Annotated in this window: 14 protein-coding genes and 1 pseudogene; 11 read left to right on the top strand and 4 right to left on the bottom strand. The window is 45.0% G+C overall.

The features are described 5' to 3' along the window. Positions 1-34: 34 nt before the first annotated feature. The 6 genes from ACRRSX_RS14300 to ACRRSX_RS14275 all read left to right on the top strand — a co-directional run bounded on the left by ACRRSX_RS14300 (position 35) and on the right by ACRRSX_RS14275 (position 6,561). Complete coding sequence (locus ACRRSX_RS14300; RefSeq protein ID WP_432452517.1) at positions 35-1,054, top strand: LacI family DNA-binding transcriptional regulator; 1,020 nt, start codon at positions 35-37, stop codon at positions 1,052-1,054. 634 nt (positions 1,055-1,688) lie between these two features. Next, positions 1,689-2,525, top strand: a complete 837-nt coding sequence (locus ACRRSX_RS14295; RefSeq protein ID WP_432452518.1) for an SDR family oxidoreductase — start codon at positions 1,689-1,691, stop codon at positions 2,523-2,525. Continuing rightward, entirely contained in the window at positions 2,522-3,574 is a 1,053-nt protein-coding gene (gene ltaE / locus ACRRSX_RS14290) for a low-specificity L-threonine aldolase (protein ID WP_432452519.1), read from the top strand. Before ACRRSX_RS14295 ends, ltaE begins: the two co-directional genes overlap by 4 nt. A 14-nt stretch (positions 3,575-3,588) precedes the next feature. Then, on the top strand, positions 3,589-4,860 hold the full coding sequence (locus ACRRSX_RS14285; RefSeq protein WP_432452520.1) for a CinA family nicotinamide mononucleotide deamidase-related protein: 1,272 nt from the start codon (positions 3,589-3,591) through the stop codon (positions 4,858-4,860). A gap of 53 nt (positions 4,861-4,913) precedes the next feature. Then, positions 4,914-5,921, top strand: coding sequence for a protein-methionine-sulfoxide reductase catalytic subunit MsrP (gene msrP, locus ACRRSX_RS14280; protein ID WP_432452521.1), 1,008 nt, complete (start codon positions 4,914-4,916; stop codon positions 5,919-5,921). Positions 5,922-5,931: 10 nt separating this feature from the next. After that, positions 5,932-6,561, top strand: coding sequence for a protein-methionine-sulfoxide reductase heme-binding subunit MsrQ (locus ACRRSX_RS14275; protein WP_432452522.1), 630 nt, complete (start codon positions 5,932-5,934; stop codon positions 6,559-6,561). On the opposite strand, the gene ACRRSX_RS14270 is transcribed toward ACRRSX_RS14275, so the two are convergent. The 3 genes from ACRRSX_RS14270 to ACRRSX_RS14260 form a co-directional block, all read right to left on the bottom strand. Further along, positions 6,545-7,510 (bottom strand): sensor domain-containing diguanylate cyclase, encoded by a 966-nt coding sequence (locus ACRRSX_RS14270; RefSeq protein ID WP_432452523.1) that lies wholly within the window; start codon positions 7,508-7,510, stop codon positions 6,545-6,547. The genes ACRRSX_RS14275 and ACRRSX_RS14270 overlap by 17 nt on opposite strands. Before the next feature lie 167 nt (positions 7,511-7,677). Then, on the bottom strand, positions 7,678-8,133 hold the full coding sequence (gene gloA / locus ACRRSX_RS14265; protein WP_432452524.1) for a lactoylglutathione lyase: 456 nt from the start codon (positions 8,131-8,133) through the stop codon (positions 7,678-7,680). A gap of 55 nt (positions 8,134-8,188) precedes the next feature. Beyond that, positions 8,189-10,063 carry an MOSC N-terminal beta barrel domain-containing protein gene (locus ACRRSX_RS14260; RefSeq protein WP_432452525.1) on the bottom strand — a complete coding sequence of 625 codons (1,875 nt, stop codon included), beginning with the start codon at positions 10,061-10,063 and terminating at the stop codon, positions 8,189-8,191. 179 nt (positions 10,064-10,242) lie between these two features. On the opposite strand from ACRRSX_RS14260, the gene dinB reads away from it, so the two are divergent. The 4 genes and pseudogenes from dinB (at position 10,243) to ACRRSX_RS14240 (ending at position 13,572) form a co-directional block, all read left to right on the top strand. Then, a complete protein-coding gene (gene dinB, locus ACRRSX_RS14255) occupies positions 10,243-11,310 on the top strand; it encodes a DNA polymerase IV (protein WP_432452526.1) in 1,068 nt (355 codons plus the stop codon). Between the two features lie 406 nt (positions 11,311-11,716). Further along, the gene (locus ACRRSX_RS14250; RefSeq protein WP_432452527.1) at positions 11,717-12,025 is read left to right on the top strand and encodes a cupin domain-containing protein; all 309 of its coding nucleotides are present in this window, start codon (positions 11,717-11,719) and stop codon (positions 12,023-12,025) included. A 195-nt stretch (positions 12,026-12,220) separates the two neighbouring features. Next, positions 12,221-12,502, top strand: a pseudogene (locus ACRRSX_RS14245) (transposase); the annotation flags it as partial. 80 nt (positions 12,503-12,582) lie between these two features. Then, a complete protein-coding gene (locus ACRRSX_RS14240; protein WP_432452528.1) occupies positions 12,583-13,572 on the top strand; it encodes a transposase in 990 nt (329 codons plus the stop codon). A 273-nt stretch (positions 13,573-13,845) separates the two neighbouring features. Here the strand turns inward: ACRRSX_RS14240 and ACRRSX_RS14235 are convergent, their stop codons facing one another. Further along, positions 13,846-14,829 (bottom strand): NAD(P)H-binding protein, encoded by a 984-nt coding sequence (locus ACRRSX_RS14235; protein ID WP_432452529.1) that lies wholly within the window; start codon positions 14,827-14,829, stop codon positions 13,846-13,848. Between the two features lie 91 nt (positions 14,830-14,920). Here ACRRSX_RS14235 and ACRRSX_RS14230 point away from each other — a divergent pair, with 91 nt between their 5' ends. Next, entirely contained in the window at positions 14,921-15,823 is a 903-nt protein-coding gene (locus ACRRSX_RS14230) for a LysR family transcriptional regulator (RefSeq protein WP_432452530.1), read from the top strand. Positions 15,824-16,054: the final 231 nt, after the last annotated feature.

Here is a 16,054-nt window from a genome sequence, read left to right as displayed (position 1 = left end):
ATTCTGCTTTGCAGACGATAAGAGGGTAAGTAATTTGGCCACAATTAAAGATGTTTCTCAGTTGGCAAATGTGTCGATATCAACCGTATCTCGCGTGATTAACGATACTGCTCAGGTAGCACCAGAGAAACGAGAGGCCGTTCTCCGAGCGATGGAAGAGCTTCATTATCGCCCAAATAGTTTTGCCCAAGCCTTGGTTAGCAAACGTTCCGACTGTATTGGTTTAGTGGTGGGTGATCTCGGTGGTGGCCCGTTCTTTGTGCAGATGATGAAGGGTATAGAAGAAATTGTTGATATGGCCGGTAAATATACCATTGTTATGTCGGGCCATCATAGTGCAGAGAAAGAGCGTCATGCGATCGATATATTATTACAGCGTCAGTGTGATGCAGTTATTGTTCATTCGATGGCATTAAGTAATGAGGAGTTAAGAGAAATTGCGGATTGTAAGACCCCGTTTATTTTTATTAACCGTTTAGTTCCGGGCTTCGAGAATCGTTGTGTGTACTTGGACAATAGTGAGGGGACGTATAAGTCGACTCGCCATTTACAAGAAAAAGGCCATAAAGATATTGCCTTTATTACTACCGATGATCTGTCATTCACCGATGGCGTTGAGCGTTTATCAGGTTATCGTCAAGCGATGGAACAAATATCCGCACCTATTGATGAGCAGCTGATTGCTCGAGCTTACCCCGATGAAGTTGGGGGGAGCCAAGCAGTAAGTCAATTATTAGAGCGAGGAATGAGTTTTACTGCCATCGTGGGGTATAACGACTCGATGGTTGCTGGAGCCGTATCGGCTTTACGTGATAAAGGCTTCGATATTCCCGGGCAAATCTCTGTTGTGGGTTATGATGATAATCACTATGCGCGTTTTGTTCATCCTAAGCTCACCACCGTTCGTTATCCTATTGAGGATATGGGCAAGCGTGCCGCTCAGTTAGCTATCGATATTTTGGAAAAGAAAGGCAAGGAAATTGAGCCTAATATTATCGGGCTTAAATTTATTCCAGAGTTGATTGTGCGTGATTCCGTAATCAATAAACTGTGATCTAAATCAAACATTCTAAGCAAGGGCTGTTCTTAGCCCTTTTTTTATTTTGCTATGAAAGGCTTTTCTGGTATCGTTTTCACATCGGATGCAATTGTTAGCCGCATTTGAAGATTGAGTTTGAGATGACTTAATTGAAACTTTCCCGCTGTATAGAATTGATTGATTTAACTAGCATTTCTAGCTATCTACAATTCTAAGAACTTGCTGTTACGACCTAAATTTTTGGGTCGTTTTTTTTTGCCTTCGTTTTACGGTTGGCGAATACAACTCAAGATCACTTTTATGACAGCGAAGACGCAAGTTTACTCCGTGGCCATTTTAATGAAATCTTCGGCCTAAGTGTTTTTGCTTTAGAATTAGCATAAACGCACTCAATCATCCCCCTTGTCTAACATGATTTGAATCGCTATCGATTGTTCAGATATTGTGCTCGGTTGATAGAATAGCAACTCTATTCATTATCGATTGATTTACGCTGGTTAAAATGAATGTTAGTTTTGTTGTTTATTTTCTATTTTTAATAAAGTATTCCAGCAATCAACGGCTTGCTCTCATCTATTTCCCCTCGGTCTAAATAGATCCTCCATTCGCGAATGGGGTGTAATTGCCGCTAAACTTAAAAGGACAGTGAGTGATCAAACGAATTAGTATAGTGGGCTGCGGTTGGTTGGGTTTACCTTTAGCGCAGTTTTTGTTGGCCGAAGGCTATCGGGTATTGGGGTCTCGGCGTAAGCTTGAAGAGCTGGAATCACTTGGTCATCTAGGCATAGAAGCATATCAGTTGGATTTAGCGCCGCAGTTACAGTCAAATAATATTGCAGCGTTGCTTGCATGTGACTTGCTGATTGTAAATATTCCTCCAGGGCGTAAAACAAATACCGCAGACTACCATATCGCCCAAATCACCGCGTTACTTGATGCCGCTACAGAGCATGGCGTTAAAAAGATCCTCTTTATCTCGTCTACTTCGGTTTATGGGCCTCAACAGGGAATCGTAGATGAATACACGGCTCGTCATCCGACCACCCGTTCTGGTATTGCCTTAAGCCATATTGAAGATAAGTTATTCGCTAGTCGCGCTTATCAAGCGAGTGTACTGCGTTTTTCTGGCTTACTGGGCGGACAGCGTAAACCTGGACGATTTTTATCGGGGAAAACTGTGAGTGGCGCAAAGAGTCCGGTGAATGTGATCCATCGTCAGGACTGTATCGCGTTGATTGGTGCTTTAATTCAGCGGGATATTTGGGGCGAGCAGTTCAATGCCTGTAGTGATTTACATCCAACTAAACAAGAGTTTTATGAGCTAGCGGCTGAGCAGTTGGGACTGGTTGCGCCCACGTTTACCGCCGGTGAAGTCAGTAATAAACGGATCGACAACCATAGAATTAAGGCTGTATTGAATTATCAATTTAGCTACCCCGATCCGATGCAATGGTTAATCGAACATCAACAAGAGGCTGAGTCATGAGTGATTTTAGAAGTGATACTGTCACCCGTCCTACGCAAGCAATGCGTTTATTAATGAGTCAAGCGGAAGTGGGGGATGACGTATATGGTGATGATCCTACGGTCAATCGTTTGCAGGATTATGCTGCCGAGAGAATGGGAACCGAAGCCGCCTTGTTCTGTAGTTCGGGGACTCAAGCCAACCTGTTAGCCATTATGGCGCACTGCCAGCGAGGGGATGAGTATATTTGTGGTCAGAGTGCACATAATTATAGATATGAAGCTGGTGGTGCCGCAGTACTTGGGAGTGTGCAGCCACAGCCAATAGAAAATAGTGCTGATGGAAGCCTGTGTCTCAACAAGGTTCAGGCGGCAATTAAAGAAGATGATTTTCACTTTGCCCAAACTCGCCTGTTATCTTTGGAAAATACCATTGGCGGGCGGGTATTACCGATGGATTATTTGGCTAGCTTACCTTCCTTCGTGGCAGAGCATCAGCTGGCGCTGCACCTGGATGGTGCTCGATTGTTTAATGCCGTGGTTCAAAGCGGTGTCGATGAACGTCTGCTGGTAGCGCCTTTCGACAGTTTTACCATTTGTTTATCGAAGGGTTTGGGAGCGCCGATTGGTTCGTTACTGCTTGGCGATAAACGCTTAATCGAGCGCGCCAAGCGATTGCGAAAAATGTTAGGGGGTGGCATGCGTCAAGCGGGCATTATTGCAGCCGCTGGCCAATACGCTTTGGAGCATCATGTCGCTCGTTTAGCCGAGGATCACGCTAATGCACAATTGTTGGCGGAACAACTGGCGCAAATTGAGGAATTAGAATGTGACGCACACTCGGTGCAAACCAATGTGGTTTATGCGCGTTGTCGTCACCAACAATCCTTTGCCTTAGCAGAGTATTTAGCCGAACGGGGGATATTTGTTACCGCCGGGACGCCGATCCGTTTCTTGACCCATCTTGATGTGAATCAACAAGATATAAAACAACTCATTGGCGCGATTAAAGCCTTTTACGCTGAATCAGCGGCTGTGATAAGCAACAATACCGCTAGGCCAATGAATTAATTAAGGAAGTCATCATGAAAATAGAAATGCTCAGTACCGGCGATGAAGTTCTCCAAGGCGATATCGCGGATACTAACGCTGCATGGTGTGGTCAAGAGCTGAATGATATCGGTTTGAGTTTTAGCCGTCGGCAAACGGTAGCGGATAAGCTTGAAGATATCGTCGATGCCCTCCATCAGGCGGCCCTGCGCAGTGATTGGGTATTGGTGAATGGGGGATTGGGACCGACTTCTGACGATTTAAGTGCCGAGGCTGCAGCGCAACTGATCGGTAAGCCCTTACAGTTAAATCAGCACTGGTTAAGTCAGTTGCAAGCGTGGTATCAACTACAAAACATAGCGATGCCAGAAAGTAATGTTAAACAAGCGATGTTGCCGGAAGGGGCGGAATTAGTCGATAACCCCATTGGGACCGCCTGTGGTTTTATCGTACAACATGCTGGTGCTCAGTTGCTGTTTACACCTGGCGTGCCGAGTGAATTCAAGAAAATGGTCAAGCAGCAGTGGTTTCCGCGTTTGCAAGCTGCGGTGCCAGAATCGAATGGTGAAGTGAAACGTTTTTATACTTTCGGTTTATCAGAGTCTTCATTGAGTGACCGTTTTGATCCCCTAGAGTTACCGTCCGAAGCACGTTTAGGCTACCGTTCATCACGACCCAGTATTGAGGTGAAGCTGTTTTATCCTCGCCAAGACGCTGAATTTGAGCGCTTGAGCCAATTATTGCGAGCGCAACTTGCAGCACATATTTTTACTGAAGATCAAGGCAATTGGGCCCTGCATCTTCAGCAATTGATGGTTGCAGCGGGGAAAAAGTTAGTTTTAGCTGAATCTTGCACAGGTGGCATGTTAGCTGCCGAACTAGTGGCTGTAGCGGGGAGTTCAGCTTACTTAGATCGTGGCTTTGTGACCTATAGCAATCTAGCGAAGCAACAAAGCATTGGGGTTCCCGAGGCACTACTTGAACAATATGGCGCGGTGTCCATGGAAACCAGTCAAGCGATGGCTTTCGGTGCGCTCGCCAATAGTGCCGCCAATATTGCCTTATCAATTACTGGGATCGCGGGTCCGGATGGTGGTAGTGAGCAAAAACCGGTCGGTACCGTTTGTTTTAGCCTCGCGGAGGGCGACCGTTGTATTAGCCAGCAACTATTGCTTAGTAATCGGAGTCGCTCGGTGGTGCGGGTGATGGCGACTGCGGTTGCGATGGACATGTTGCGCCGTTACCTCACTGATTTACCCGTGTTCGGGGAATATCAGCACATCAAGCGGATCGCCAGTAAAAATTAAGCCTCGTGAAATTTTTTTACCGCAAGCGAGGTCTGATAGAAAAAGGAGATGCTATGTGGTTTAAAATGAAGCGTGACTGGGAAGAAGCAGAGTCGGCGGTGACGCCCGAGTCTTTATTTAAACAGCGCCGTAATATTATGAAAGGTTTAGGTTTTATTGGCGCTGGTGCGGCCTTGCCTACGAGTGTAGCAGGCGCATCTTGGTTTAGTGCTGACGACCCCGAGCCAGTGGCATTGGTTCGTCGAGCATTGAACAAAATTGACATTCCACCGATCCATCAAGATGTGCTAACCCCAGAGTCGACTGCCACTAGCCATAATAATTTTTATGAGTTTGGTACTGGTAAAAATGATCCGGCGAAGAATAGCCGCAGCTTTAATCCTTCGCCATGGACGATTAAAATTACCGGAGAGGTAGAGCAAGAACTCACGCTTGATTTAGATAAATTGATGGCAAAAATGGCTTTAGAACAACGGATTTACCGCTTACGTTGTGTCGAAGCTTGGTCGATGGTCATCCCTTGGGTGGGGTTTTCGTTGGCCGATCTGCTGAAAATGGTGAAGCCCTTGTCGTCGGCTCGCTATGTTGCCTTTGAAACGCTTTATGATCCGGAGCAAATGCCGGGACAGAAAAATTCGTTTACAGGCGGAGGGATCCGTTATCCCTACGTTGAAGGTTTGCGGATTGACGAAGCGACGAATCCACTCACGTTTATGGCTGTAGGTATGTACGGCAAAACCCTACCCGCACAAAATGGTGCGCCATTACGTTTGGTTGTGCCATGGAAATACGGTTTTAAGAGTATTAAGTCGATTGTTAAAATCCATTTACTTGAGACTCAACCACCAACCACTTGGAATCGACTCGCACCTCATGAGTATGGTTTTTATGCCAATGTGAATCCGCTGGCCGACCACCCGCGCTGGAGTCAAGCTTCAGAACGGCGGATTGATTCAACGGGCTTGTTAGGGCGTAAACGAATAAAAACAGAAATGTTTAATGGTTATAGTGAGCAGGTCGCTCATCTTTATCAAGGCATGGACTTAAATAAGTATTTTTAGTGAGAGACGTGTGAGTAAAAAAATTAATCAGTATTTAGCTAAGCATCAATGGCAAGTGCGGGTGCTATTACATTTATTGTTGTTAAGCCCACTGCTTTATTGTTTTTTAGCGGTTAGTGATGGCTGGTGGGGGGGCGATCCGGTCAAAGCCCTGATCCACTATTTGGCTAATGTAGCGCTGAATATACTCCTGATTACGCTGTGTTTAGCCCCCTTTGCTCGGCGTTTTCGTTTACCCGTGTTGTTTGCTTTTAGGCGTTTAGTGGGCCTATATGTATTCTTTTATTCGCTGTTACACATGCTCGCTTATTTGGTGTTTGACTTAGGCTTAGATTGGGCCTTGTTTGGACAAGAAGTATTGGATCGGCCCTATATATGGTTTGGTATGTTTGCCTTTATATTATTGTTGGCTCAAAGCCTGACCTCATTTAAGCGCATACAACAAAAACTGGGCCGAGTCTGGTTGCAACTTCACGGATTTATCTATCCCGTTACATTGGCGATAATCATTCATTTTTGGTGGTCTTTGAAGTCTGGATGGATTGAGCCCATTATATATTTAGGTTTGACCTTTGTTTTGTTGTCTATGCGCAGGGTTCCCTTACGACGATGGATAAAAAGCTTTACGCCTCAGAATTAAACCCCCATAAGTGAAAGTTGTTTTTACCCTCATCTTTGACTTGATACATGGCTTGGTCGGCGCGATGCAGGGTTTGTTCAAATTGTTCATCGTGGCGGTGAAAGCGACACATTCCAATACTGATGGTCACCGCGACCGAGATCTGTTGGTAGTCAATGGCTGGTGTAAAAGCGTCGAGTAAACGCTTAGATAATTGTTTCAGTTGGCTCACTTCACTGAAGGGGATCAGTAGGGCAAATTCATCACCTCCAATTCGTCCACATTGCCCTTGTTCTGGGCAATGTTGTTGGATCCGTTCGGCGCAGCATTTTAAGATCCGGTCACCGACAGTATGCCCATAGCGGTCATTAACCGGTTTAAACTTATCTAAATCAATGAACATCAAAGTGCCGCCTTCAGCTCCGATGTTTTGACAATATTGTTCGAATTGATTTCGAAAGGCATGCCGATTGAGAAGTCCGGTTAAGGGATCATGATGAGCCAGTTTGGCCAAGCGTTGGTGAGCGATTCGTTGTTGAGTAATATCGCTGTGTGTCCCCAGAACACGCAGGGGGTGGCCGTTTTCATCATAGTCTTGAATGGTTCCTCGATCTTTCACCCAGCGAATTGAACCGTCTTTATGCAGCATTTTATACTCGACATCGTATTCGTCTGTTTCGCCTGCGATCAAGGCTTCAAAAGCCTTGATCGCAAAATCTTTATCATCGGGATGTAGGTTGGATTGCCAATTTTTATAGTAGGCTTTTTGCTCATTGGCGGAAAGACCACAAATTTTACCGTATTCGGAGTTATACAGACTGAGCCGCCCACTGGGAATGTGTTGTTCCCAAAGCACTAAGCCACTATCGTTCAATACAATATTAAGTAAATTGATGTTCTCGTTGAGTTGCTCACGCAATTGCTGGTTTTGCCGACGTAATTCGACAATTTTCGGGTCACTATCATCCATAGTTAGTGTTTTATTAATTTGTAAACCATTTGTGCTTATTTTATCAACACCTTGTACATTATAGCTATCGCTTATTTATTCGCTGAATAATTTAGTGCGGGAAATGGCTTAGCATGGCCGTTCCCCTCACTAAATATGTTGAGTAAAAAACTCACTTTTTTGCAGGCTTACCAGCTTCCGGTATTGCCCATCGAAGCCCAAGGTTCTTGCACGGCTAGTGATTCACCTTGTTGTAGTAACTCCACCGAAATACCATCGGGAGATACGACAAAGGCCATGTGACCATCACGAGGTGGACGATTGATGATGACGCCAGCTTTTTGTAACTTGTCGCATAGCGCATAGATATTTTCTACCGATACGGCAATGTGTCCGAAATTACGTCCGCCGGTGTAGGTTTCTGATTGGCCATTTTCATCAGGCCAGTTATAAGTGAGTTCCAAACATGGGGAATCTTCGGTTTTGACTCGTTCAATATCTTCATCACAACTGAGATAGATTAAACTGAATCTGCCTTGGTCACTCTCATAACGGCGGACTTCGCTCATGCCCAATAAATTGCAGTAAAAATTCATGGATTGATCGAGATCTTTTACTCTTACCATGGTGTGTAGAAACTTCATTTATTCTTCCTATTATTAATGACTACAAATTAAATAAATCTAAACTAGCGTAACATTACGCTTGGGTAATACATAAGTCTGTTTGTGGAATACAACTACAGCTCAGGATGTAGCCTTGTTGCTTCTCTTCATCGTTTAAACCACTGTCTTCGAGGATGCTTACTTCACCACTTTCTAGTTTGACTTTACAGGCACCACAAAATCCACCGCGGCAGGAATAGTTCAAATTTAGCCCGGCCTGTTCCGCTTGTTCTAAGATACTTTGTTGATTATTACCTTGAACGTGACTATCCCAACTATCAAACAGAATATTAATGTTCTTACTCACCACCGAGTCGCTGATCTGGTGGCCAAAGCTTTCAGACAAATAATCGTCGGGATGCACCCCTAAGGCGAGCAACTGCTGTTTTGCGCTGTCCATAAAGCCCTGTGGACCACAGACAAATACCGAGCGTAGTTCTAAATCTTCAATATCGAGTAACATCCCGCGATTGAGTCTGCCCTGATAGCCTTGCCAAGTGCCTTGAACGGATTGGCTTAAACTATAACGAATACTGCAGTGTGGCATTTGTTGAGCGAGCACTTCTAGTTCGGCTCGAGCGATCAGATCTTGTTCGCTATGTGCACTGTGTAGGAACACCACATCTAGCTGGCTGTTGATGTCACTCAGGTAGCGCAGCATCGACAGCATCGGGGTGATGCCGCTGCCAGCTGACAGCAGTAATAATTTGTTGCTTGGGCTGGCGGGTAAATGAAAGTCGCCCGTAGGGGCTAAGGCTTTGAGTTGCATACCTGGCTTCAAGTTGTCATGTAACCAATTTGATGCCAGTCCGTTGGAAACCCGCTTAACGGTTATTGCTAAGCTTAAGGGGCGACTAGGAGAACTCGACAGCGTATAATTTCGGTGTACTGGGCTGCCGTCTATCTCCAGCTCAATGCCTATATATTGGCCTGCTTGATAATGGCAGATGTTGCCCTCTGGAGCCTCCAAAATGAAAGTTTTTACATCATGAGTTTCTTCGCGTATTGCAATACACTTGAGTAAGCGGCTTTGTCCCGCTTGCCAATTTGTAGTCACTGTTGGGCTGGATTGTGTTTTTTTGATTTGCTCGGGATAATGTTCTGGCGTCTTGGTTTCTAGTACTTCTATGGTGTCATACAGACTGATCTTACCATGATTGAGTGCCACCACATTTTGTCCAAAATAAACGTTTCCATCGTTACCCTTACGATACTTAGCGAGTGTTGATAGTGGTTCTTTTTGCGGATGAAACTCTCCACGGGCTTGATCGAGGGTTGTAAAAATACAGCGCGAACAAGGGTTTTGCACCTCAAATTCCACTTCTCCAATACGAAAACGTTTCCAGCCATCTTCGGCAAATGCAGCAGTGTTTGTGACCACTAGGTTGGGTCTAAATTGAGCCATATTGTGTTGCGTTGGGCTGCGTGAATTGAGATCTTCTAATGAGGCTTCAGACACTAACAATAGGGGATAGGCGTCGGCGAACGCGACCTGACTATCCCGCTTTTTGACCATACGCTGAGATTGTTCCCCAAAAAATACTAGGTGGCAGTTTTCCCCTAAATATTGGCTAAACCAATGATCGTAATCGTTATGGCAATGTTGTGCTTGAACCGTATCCTGCCAAAGCTTTACTGGAATATAATGATCTGAAAAATCGGTGTATTTAATGTTTACCCCTGCCATGTTAGGAGCTTCCAGATATAAGCCTTCAGGCCGTAAAACACTGTGGATTTGCGCTAACTTGGGGTGAGTTCTGGCGGTTAGTTGTTTGCCATCGGGTAAGCAAACCACAAAACGTCGGTCGAATGCTAGGCCATGTTCTTCTACGTAAGCGTGATTTAAATCAATCCCTAAGGTTGATTTTATGGGGTAAATGCTTAACTGGCTGATCTGCGCTTGACTCACAATAATGCCTTATTATTCTTTGCTCATAATTTTAATCTTACTTAAGGTGGTGCATCGAGGCTAGCTCAAATTACCCTGATGAGCGATTTCTTATGAGGAAAGGCTTGTATTTGGTAAACGCATAACTATACTGTTTTTATATACAGTTGTTGTGGCGTATTTGCTTACTTATGACTTTAATGAATCGTAAAATCATTCATGTGGATATGGATTGTTTCTATGCTGCGGTAGAAATGCGTGAGCAACCCGAATTCGCGAACCTTCCTTTAGCCGTAGGTGGCTTGAGTAGCGGTCGAGGCGTATTAACAACCTGTAATTATCTGGCCCGTCAATATGGTATTCGCTCTGCAATGCCAACCCATAGAGCGCTACAACTGTGTCCCCAATTGGTTTTAGTGCCGCCGCGGCTGAGTTTGTACCGAGAGGTCAGCCGGCAAGTACAGGCTATTTTTGCCACTTATACTCAAGTGATCGAACCTTTATCCCTCGATGAAGCTTATCTTGATGTGAGTGCGTGTGAGGCTTGTCATGGTTCGGCGACTCTAATTGCTGAGCAAATTCGCCAAGATATCTATAACTGCACCGGATTAACCGCTTCGGCTGGTGTAGCGCCGGTCAAATTTTTGGCAAAAATTGCGTCCGACCTGAATAAGCCTAACGGACTATATGTGATTAAACCCGAGCAGATTTCGGCATTTATTGAAACACTCGCCCTAGAGAAAATATCGGGTGTTGGTAAGGTGAGTATTGAAAAGCTGCATCACCATGGCTTATATACTGGCGGAGATATTCGTCGTGCCAAACGCGATAAACTGCAGACTTTATTTGGTAAGTTTGGTGAGATGTTATGGTTGCGTTGTCAAGGGATCGATGAGCGAGCCGTAAGTAATGACCGTAAACGTAAGTCGGTGGCGGTAGAACGAACTTTTGCCCAAGATGAGCGAGATAAAAGCTTAGTAGTTGAGCGTTTACTGGCTTTGTTACCCGAGTTACGGCGGCGTAGCGAGCAACATTTACGACAGGCTAAGATGAATAAGTTAGGGGTAAAAGTAAAATTCGCCGATTTTCAGCAAACTACCAAGGAGCAGCAGTGCCAACAGATTGATGAATCAACCTTAGTGGAGCTGTTTCATCAAGCCTTTGCGCGCGGTAAGGGCAAAGCGGTGCGTTTAGTTGGCTTACATATTGGTTTAGCTTACGAGCAGCAAACAGAGTCGGCACAGTTGAGCTTGCCTTTTAGTGATTAAGTGGATTCCTCAGCACTTAGCCTGTCAGTGCTTACATCTGGTTGTGGACCGAACCGACAGATTGCTCTAATGCCTCATCGTTTGTTGGCTGCTGTATCGAGTTACCACACTATTCCGACCTAGCTCAATAAGCATTTGGTGTAGGATTTGAATTTCGCGCATCCTGACTGCCTCCGTGTAGGTTTAGATAGAATTTGTTTTGACGAAATTAATTAGATCAAACAACGGGTGTGCGTCTAATATATTGAATTTACTAGAAATTCTGAGGGGTTCGTTAGAATTCAGCGTTAACTTACAAAGCCTTCAAAGGCAATCAAATTTTATAAATTCTAGGAATTTTTTCTGTCTTACCATCCTCTTATATCCACTAATAATTATGTAAGGAAAATATATGATATGCCCTCGTATGAACGAAAATATAAAATGGTCAAAAACTCCATTTTCTGGTGTTGAATTTTTTTGGTTATCAGAGAAAACTGAAAATGGTAGAACGGCAATACTCAAATTTGAAGCTCATGCAGAGCTGCCGTTGCACAATCATCCTGGCTGGGAACAAATATATGTTCTTGAAGGCCGTTTACAAATCAACTCAGAAATTTATGCCGCAAATGATTTTGTTCTTATTAGCGCGAGTACAGATCATTCGGTATTGGCTTTAGAGCCGAGCATATATATTACTATTTCACAAATGGAAGGCGTAAAAGTTCTTGAGTAATAGCCAGTTAAAAGAATTATTGAGACATTTATGGACACCCCATGTTTTGCAACTCCTGATTGAAGATCGGTTCGCTGACATATATCCGGCGATCGGAGCAAATAACTAGAAGAAAATAACTAGACAGCCATCTCAACTAGCCAGATCTCGGTAATAGCCTAAACTATCAATAGTGTTTTTTTTGGAGTTATTGCCATGCCTCGGTCAAGACAGTCGCAAGTGAGCTTATCGGATACATCTTATTATCACTGTGTTTCCCGCTGTGTTCGGCGGGCTTTTTTATGTGGCGAAGATAAGCAAACGGGCAAGAGTTATGAGCACCGACGCCAGTGGGTGGAAGACTATTTATTGCAACTTACTGCGGTTTTTGCCATTGATGTCTGTGCCTATGCTGTCATGAGCAATCATACCCATGTGGTATTGCACATCGATAAGGCCAAAGCCGAAGCCTGGTCCATGGATGAAGTCTTGGAGCAAATAACTAGACAGCCATCTCAACTAGCCAGATCTCGGTAATAGCCTAAACTATCAATAGTGTTTTTTTTGGAGTTATTGCCATGCCTCGGTCAAGACAGTCGCAAGTGAGCTTATCGGATACATCTTATTATCACTGTGTTTCCCGCTGTGTTCGGCGGGCTTTTTTATGTGGCGAAGATAAGCAAACGGGCAAGAGTTATGAGCACCGACGCCAGTGGGTGGAAGACTATTTATTGCAACTTACTGCGGTGTTTGCCATTGATGTCTGTGCTTATGCAGTTATGAGCAATCATACCCATGTGGTATTGCACATCGATAAGGCCAAAGCCGAAGCCTGGTCCATGGATGAAGTCTTAGAACGCTGGCATTGTTTGCACCAAGGCACCTTACTGACTCAAATGTATCTTAATTCTGAGTTACGTCCGAAGTTAAGTGAGGTGCAACTACAGGCTATCAGTGCAACAGTAGAAGTCTATCGGACTCGCCTTTTTGATTTAAGCTGGTTTATGCGCCATTTGAATGAATACATTGCTCGAGCTGCCAATAAAGAAGACCAATGTACCGGTCGTTTTTGGGAGGGGCGTTTTAAATCTCAAGCGCTTTTAGATGAAGCAGCCCTAGCAGCGTGTATGGCCTATGTGGATTTAAACCCGGTTCGCTCAAATATAGCGAGCACGCCTGAAACCTCGGACCACACCAGTATCAAACAGCGCATTCAGCAAGCCAAACAAGGTCAGCAACCCAAGCAGCTAATGCCTTTTGTCGGTAACCCCAGAGAAACCATGCCTAATGGCTTGCCTTTCGAGTTACAAGACTACCTGCAACTGGTGGAACTTACCGGCCGCGTTATCAGAGAAGATAAACGCGGTTATATCGATGATGCACAAGCGCCCATTTTACAGCGCTTACAAATCGATGAAGAAAGCTGGTTAGCCTTGAGCACTGGTTTAGAGCATCACTTCGCCAGCGTGGTTGGGGCTGGGCATTCACTAGAACGCTATAAGCGAGAGCACAATCAACAACGAATTAAAGGCATGGCAGCTGCCAAGCGCTGGCTGGATCTAGGTTAAGAACTTACAGGTTAAATTTCATTGACTCGCGAGTGATTCAGGTTATCTAGGCTAGCTGTGTCTTCCGTCTCGCTTGTTGCAGATTTTCGTCGTAAAAACGTGTATTAAGATTGCAATTTTCAGCATCAGGCTGCTTTTATGCGGATGAGAGATGATTTATATCGCTTGATGGTGGCGGATGAATATAAGCCTTAAGATGGCTAAGCCTTAAGATGGCTGTCTCGAATAACTCGGTCTCGGATAACTTTGACAGCCTTGTTCAATGAACATTCCTTAAGTTGGAGCGGCGGCAGGTAAACATTGTAGGCCAATGAGAGTCTGTTCTACCGCTAAGGCTAGTGGTGTATGAGCTTCTTCACCGAGCTCTGCGAGCAGTTTGCTATTATTCATCTGAAGTGGCCGTTGCCATAAATAGCGCATTTCTAGTAGTTCTCTCATGGTGGCATTAAAAGGACTAATAAGCTTGACTACTCCCCAAGGAAAGCTGCGGATATTGGCTGTTTTACCACTATGTTGAAGAACTACATCGCGAATGGCCTCCACCATTTGGCGGCCGTTGGCGTCCCAGTGTCCAGCCATATGATATTCCGCGAAGGCTTCAAGTTGGTGACGACGTTCTAATAGTTGTCGCATCACTTGGGCAACATCAGGTATATAAGACCATTGATGGCCAGTTCCCTTTTGGCTTGGATTATTGATTGTGCTTACCGCTTGGCCAGGTTTGATGAGTCCTTGGGAAAACCAGTTGTTACCCGGCTGGCCACCAAAAAAATCTCCAGCGCGAACAATGATGACTCGACCGCCATTTTGTGCATAGTTGAATAAACGCTGTTCTAGTTGGACTCTGATCCGCCCCTTACGCGTTTGCGGGTGCTGCGGTGTGTTTTCATCAATTTGTAAAGATACTTCTGGGCCAAAATTATAAACGGTGCCGGGCAATACGATGGTTGCGCCAACTTTTCTTGCTGCGGCAATGGTATTGTCTAACATTGGGAGTACCCATTTTTCCCAGTTTTTATAACCAGGAGGGTTTACCGCATGAATGATCACGTCACAGCCTTGGGCTGCAGTTTCGACTTGGCTTGCATTCAGTGCGTCACCTTTCATCCACTGGACACCTGCTTGTGATTGCTTGGCGCGGCTTAAGTTTCTGGTCATGGCACACACTTGCCAGTTTGCGTGAAGTAGTTGTCGAGTGAGCTCCCCACCAATCCCCCCGGTTGCGCCGAGCACTAATACTTTTGCTTGATTTGTCATTGTTTTGAACCTCTATTCATTTGATGGGGAGAGCATAGTATTATTGTTAGCTAAATGAAATTGAGCAAAACAAACGATCAGGTATGCATTTATGTATAGTGGCAATATTGACTGGGAACTCTATCGTTCATTTCTCGCTGTATTACAGCAGGGCTCCTTATCGGCAGCAGCGAGAGCATTAAACTCCACTCAACCCACCATCGGTCGGCATATTGCCGCTCTTGAGAAGGCACTGGAACTTAGCTTGTTTATCCGTTCTCCGGGCGGATTATTGGCTACCGATGCAGCCAAAGCACTACGCGGCCAGGTGGAAGTGATGGCGAGCACCGCTGCAGCAATAGAGCGAGTTGCTACAGGTCAACAGCAGGAGCTAGGTGGCGTGGTTCGAATTACCGCCAGTGAGGTGGTGGGGGTTGCCTTATTGCCGGATATTATTACACCACTACAGCAGCAGTACCCAGGCTTAAAATTGGAGTTGGTATTATCGAGCCAAGCACAAGACTTACTGCATCGCGAAGCTGATATTGCGATTCGTATGTTTCGACCAAAGCAAACTCAACTGGTTGCTCGTAGAGTGGGCCACTCTGTATTAGCTTTACATGCAAGCCCTGCCTATCTTGAGCACTTTGGCTACCCGGAGAGTGTTGAGGCGCTTGCCCAACATGCCATTATTGGTTTTGATTCATTGAGTGATTTTATTCGTAAATTGACTAAAAGTTTACCGCCAGAGCTTGACCGAGAAAACTTCGCTTTTAGTTGTGACAGTGATCTCGCACAATTAGCGTTGATTCGTGCAGGAGCTGGCATCGGGATCTGTCAGGCGATTTTGGCAAAAGGTGATGATAAATTGGTGCCTGTTTTAGCCGAAGCCTTTCAGCTAAAGATGGATGTATGGGTCACCATGCATGAAGACCTGCGTAACAGCCAGCCATGTGTGCGGGTATTTGAGGCTCTGGCTGATGGATTTAGGACTTATTTTCAATCATTTGACTAAACGCTGGCTAAGCTTGGCATGACCCTAGTGATGTGAGCGCCTTATTGCTTGCGCTTGAGGGGATGAGCAAACCTATAAAAAAATTCTATATATTTGATGATTAAAGGTATTATCTTGCTTTTTATCTGTCATGAGCTTCTAATGATTAATTCATAATTAATCATTGGTTCCCCTCGGTGGTTTGCGCCTTTGCTATGAATGTCCGTTCATAGCTTAAGGGGGGATATGCTG

It is taken from the genome of Agarivorans sp. QJM3NY_30 (assembly GCF_050870855.2).
Lineage (GTDB): Bacteria > Pseudomonadota > Gammaproteobacteria > Enterobacterales > Celerinatantimonadaceae > Agarivorans.
Note: the sequence above shows the minus strand (reverse complement) of the source record. Positions and strands in the feature narration are given on the sequence as shown.

Excerpts from the sequence above, each read along its gene's own strand:
- ltaE (WP_432452519.1), top strand. The coding sequence starts at position 2,522 with ATGAGTGATTTTAGAAGTGATACTGTCACCCGTCCTACGCAAGCAATG.
- ACRRSX_RS14285 (WP_432452520.1), top strand. The coding sequence starts at position 3,589 with ATGAAAATAGAAATGCTCAGTACCGGCGATGAAGTTCTCCAAGGCGAT.
- msrP (WP_432452521.1), top strand. The coding sequence starts at position 4,914 with ATGTGGTTTAAAATGAAGCGTGACTGGGAAGAAGCAGAGTCGGCGGTG.
- ACRRSX_RS14270 (WP_432452523.1), bottom strand. The coding sequence starts at position 7,510 with ATGGATGATAGTGACCCGAAAATTGTCGAATTACGTCGGCAAAACCAG.
- gloA (WP_432452524.1), bottom strand. The coding sequence starts at position 8,133 with ATGAAGTTTCTACACACCATGGTAAGAGTAAAAGATCTCGATCAATCC.
- dinB (WP_432452526.1), top strand. The coding sequence starts at position 10,243 with ATGAATCGTAAAATCATTCATGTGGATATGGATTGTTTCTATGCTGCG.
- ACRRSX_RS14250 (WP_432452527.1), top strand. The coding sequence starts at position 11,717 with ATGAACGAAAATATAAAATGGTCAAAAACTCCATTTTCTGGTGTTGAA.
- ACRRSX_RS14240 (WP_432452528.1), top strand. The coding sequence starts at position 12,583 with ATGCCTCGGTCAAGACAGTCGCAAGTGAGCTTATCGGATACATCTTAT.
- ACRRSX_RS14235 (WP_432452529.1), bottom strand. The coding sequence starts at position 14,829 with ATGACAAATCAAGCAAAAGTATTAGTGCTCGGCGCAACCGGGGGGATT.
- ACRRSX_RS14230 (WP_432452530.1), top strand. The coding sequence starts at position 14,921 with ATGTATAGTGGCAATATTGACTGGGAACTCTATCGTTCATTTCTCGCT.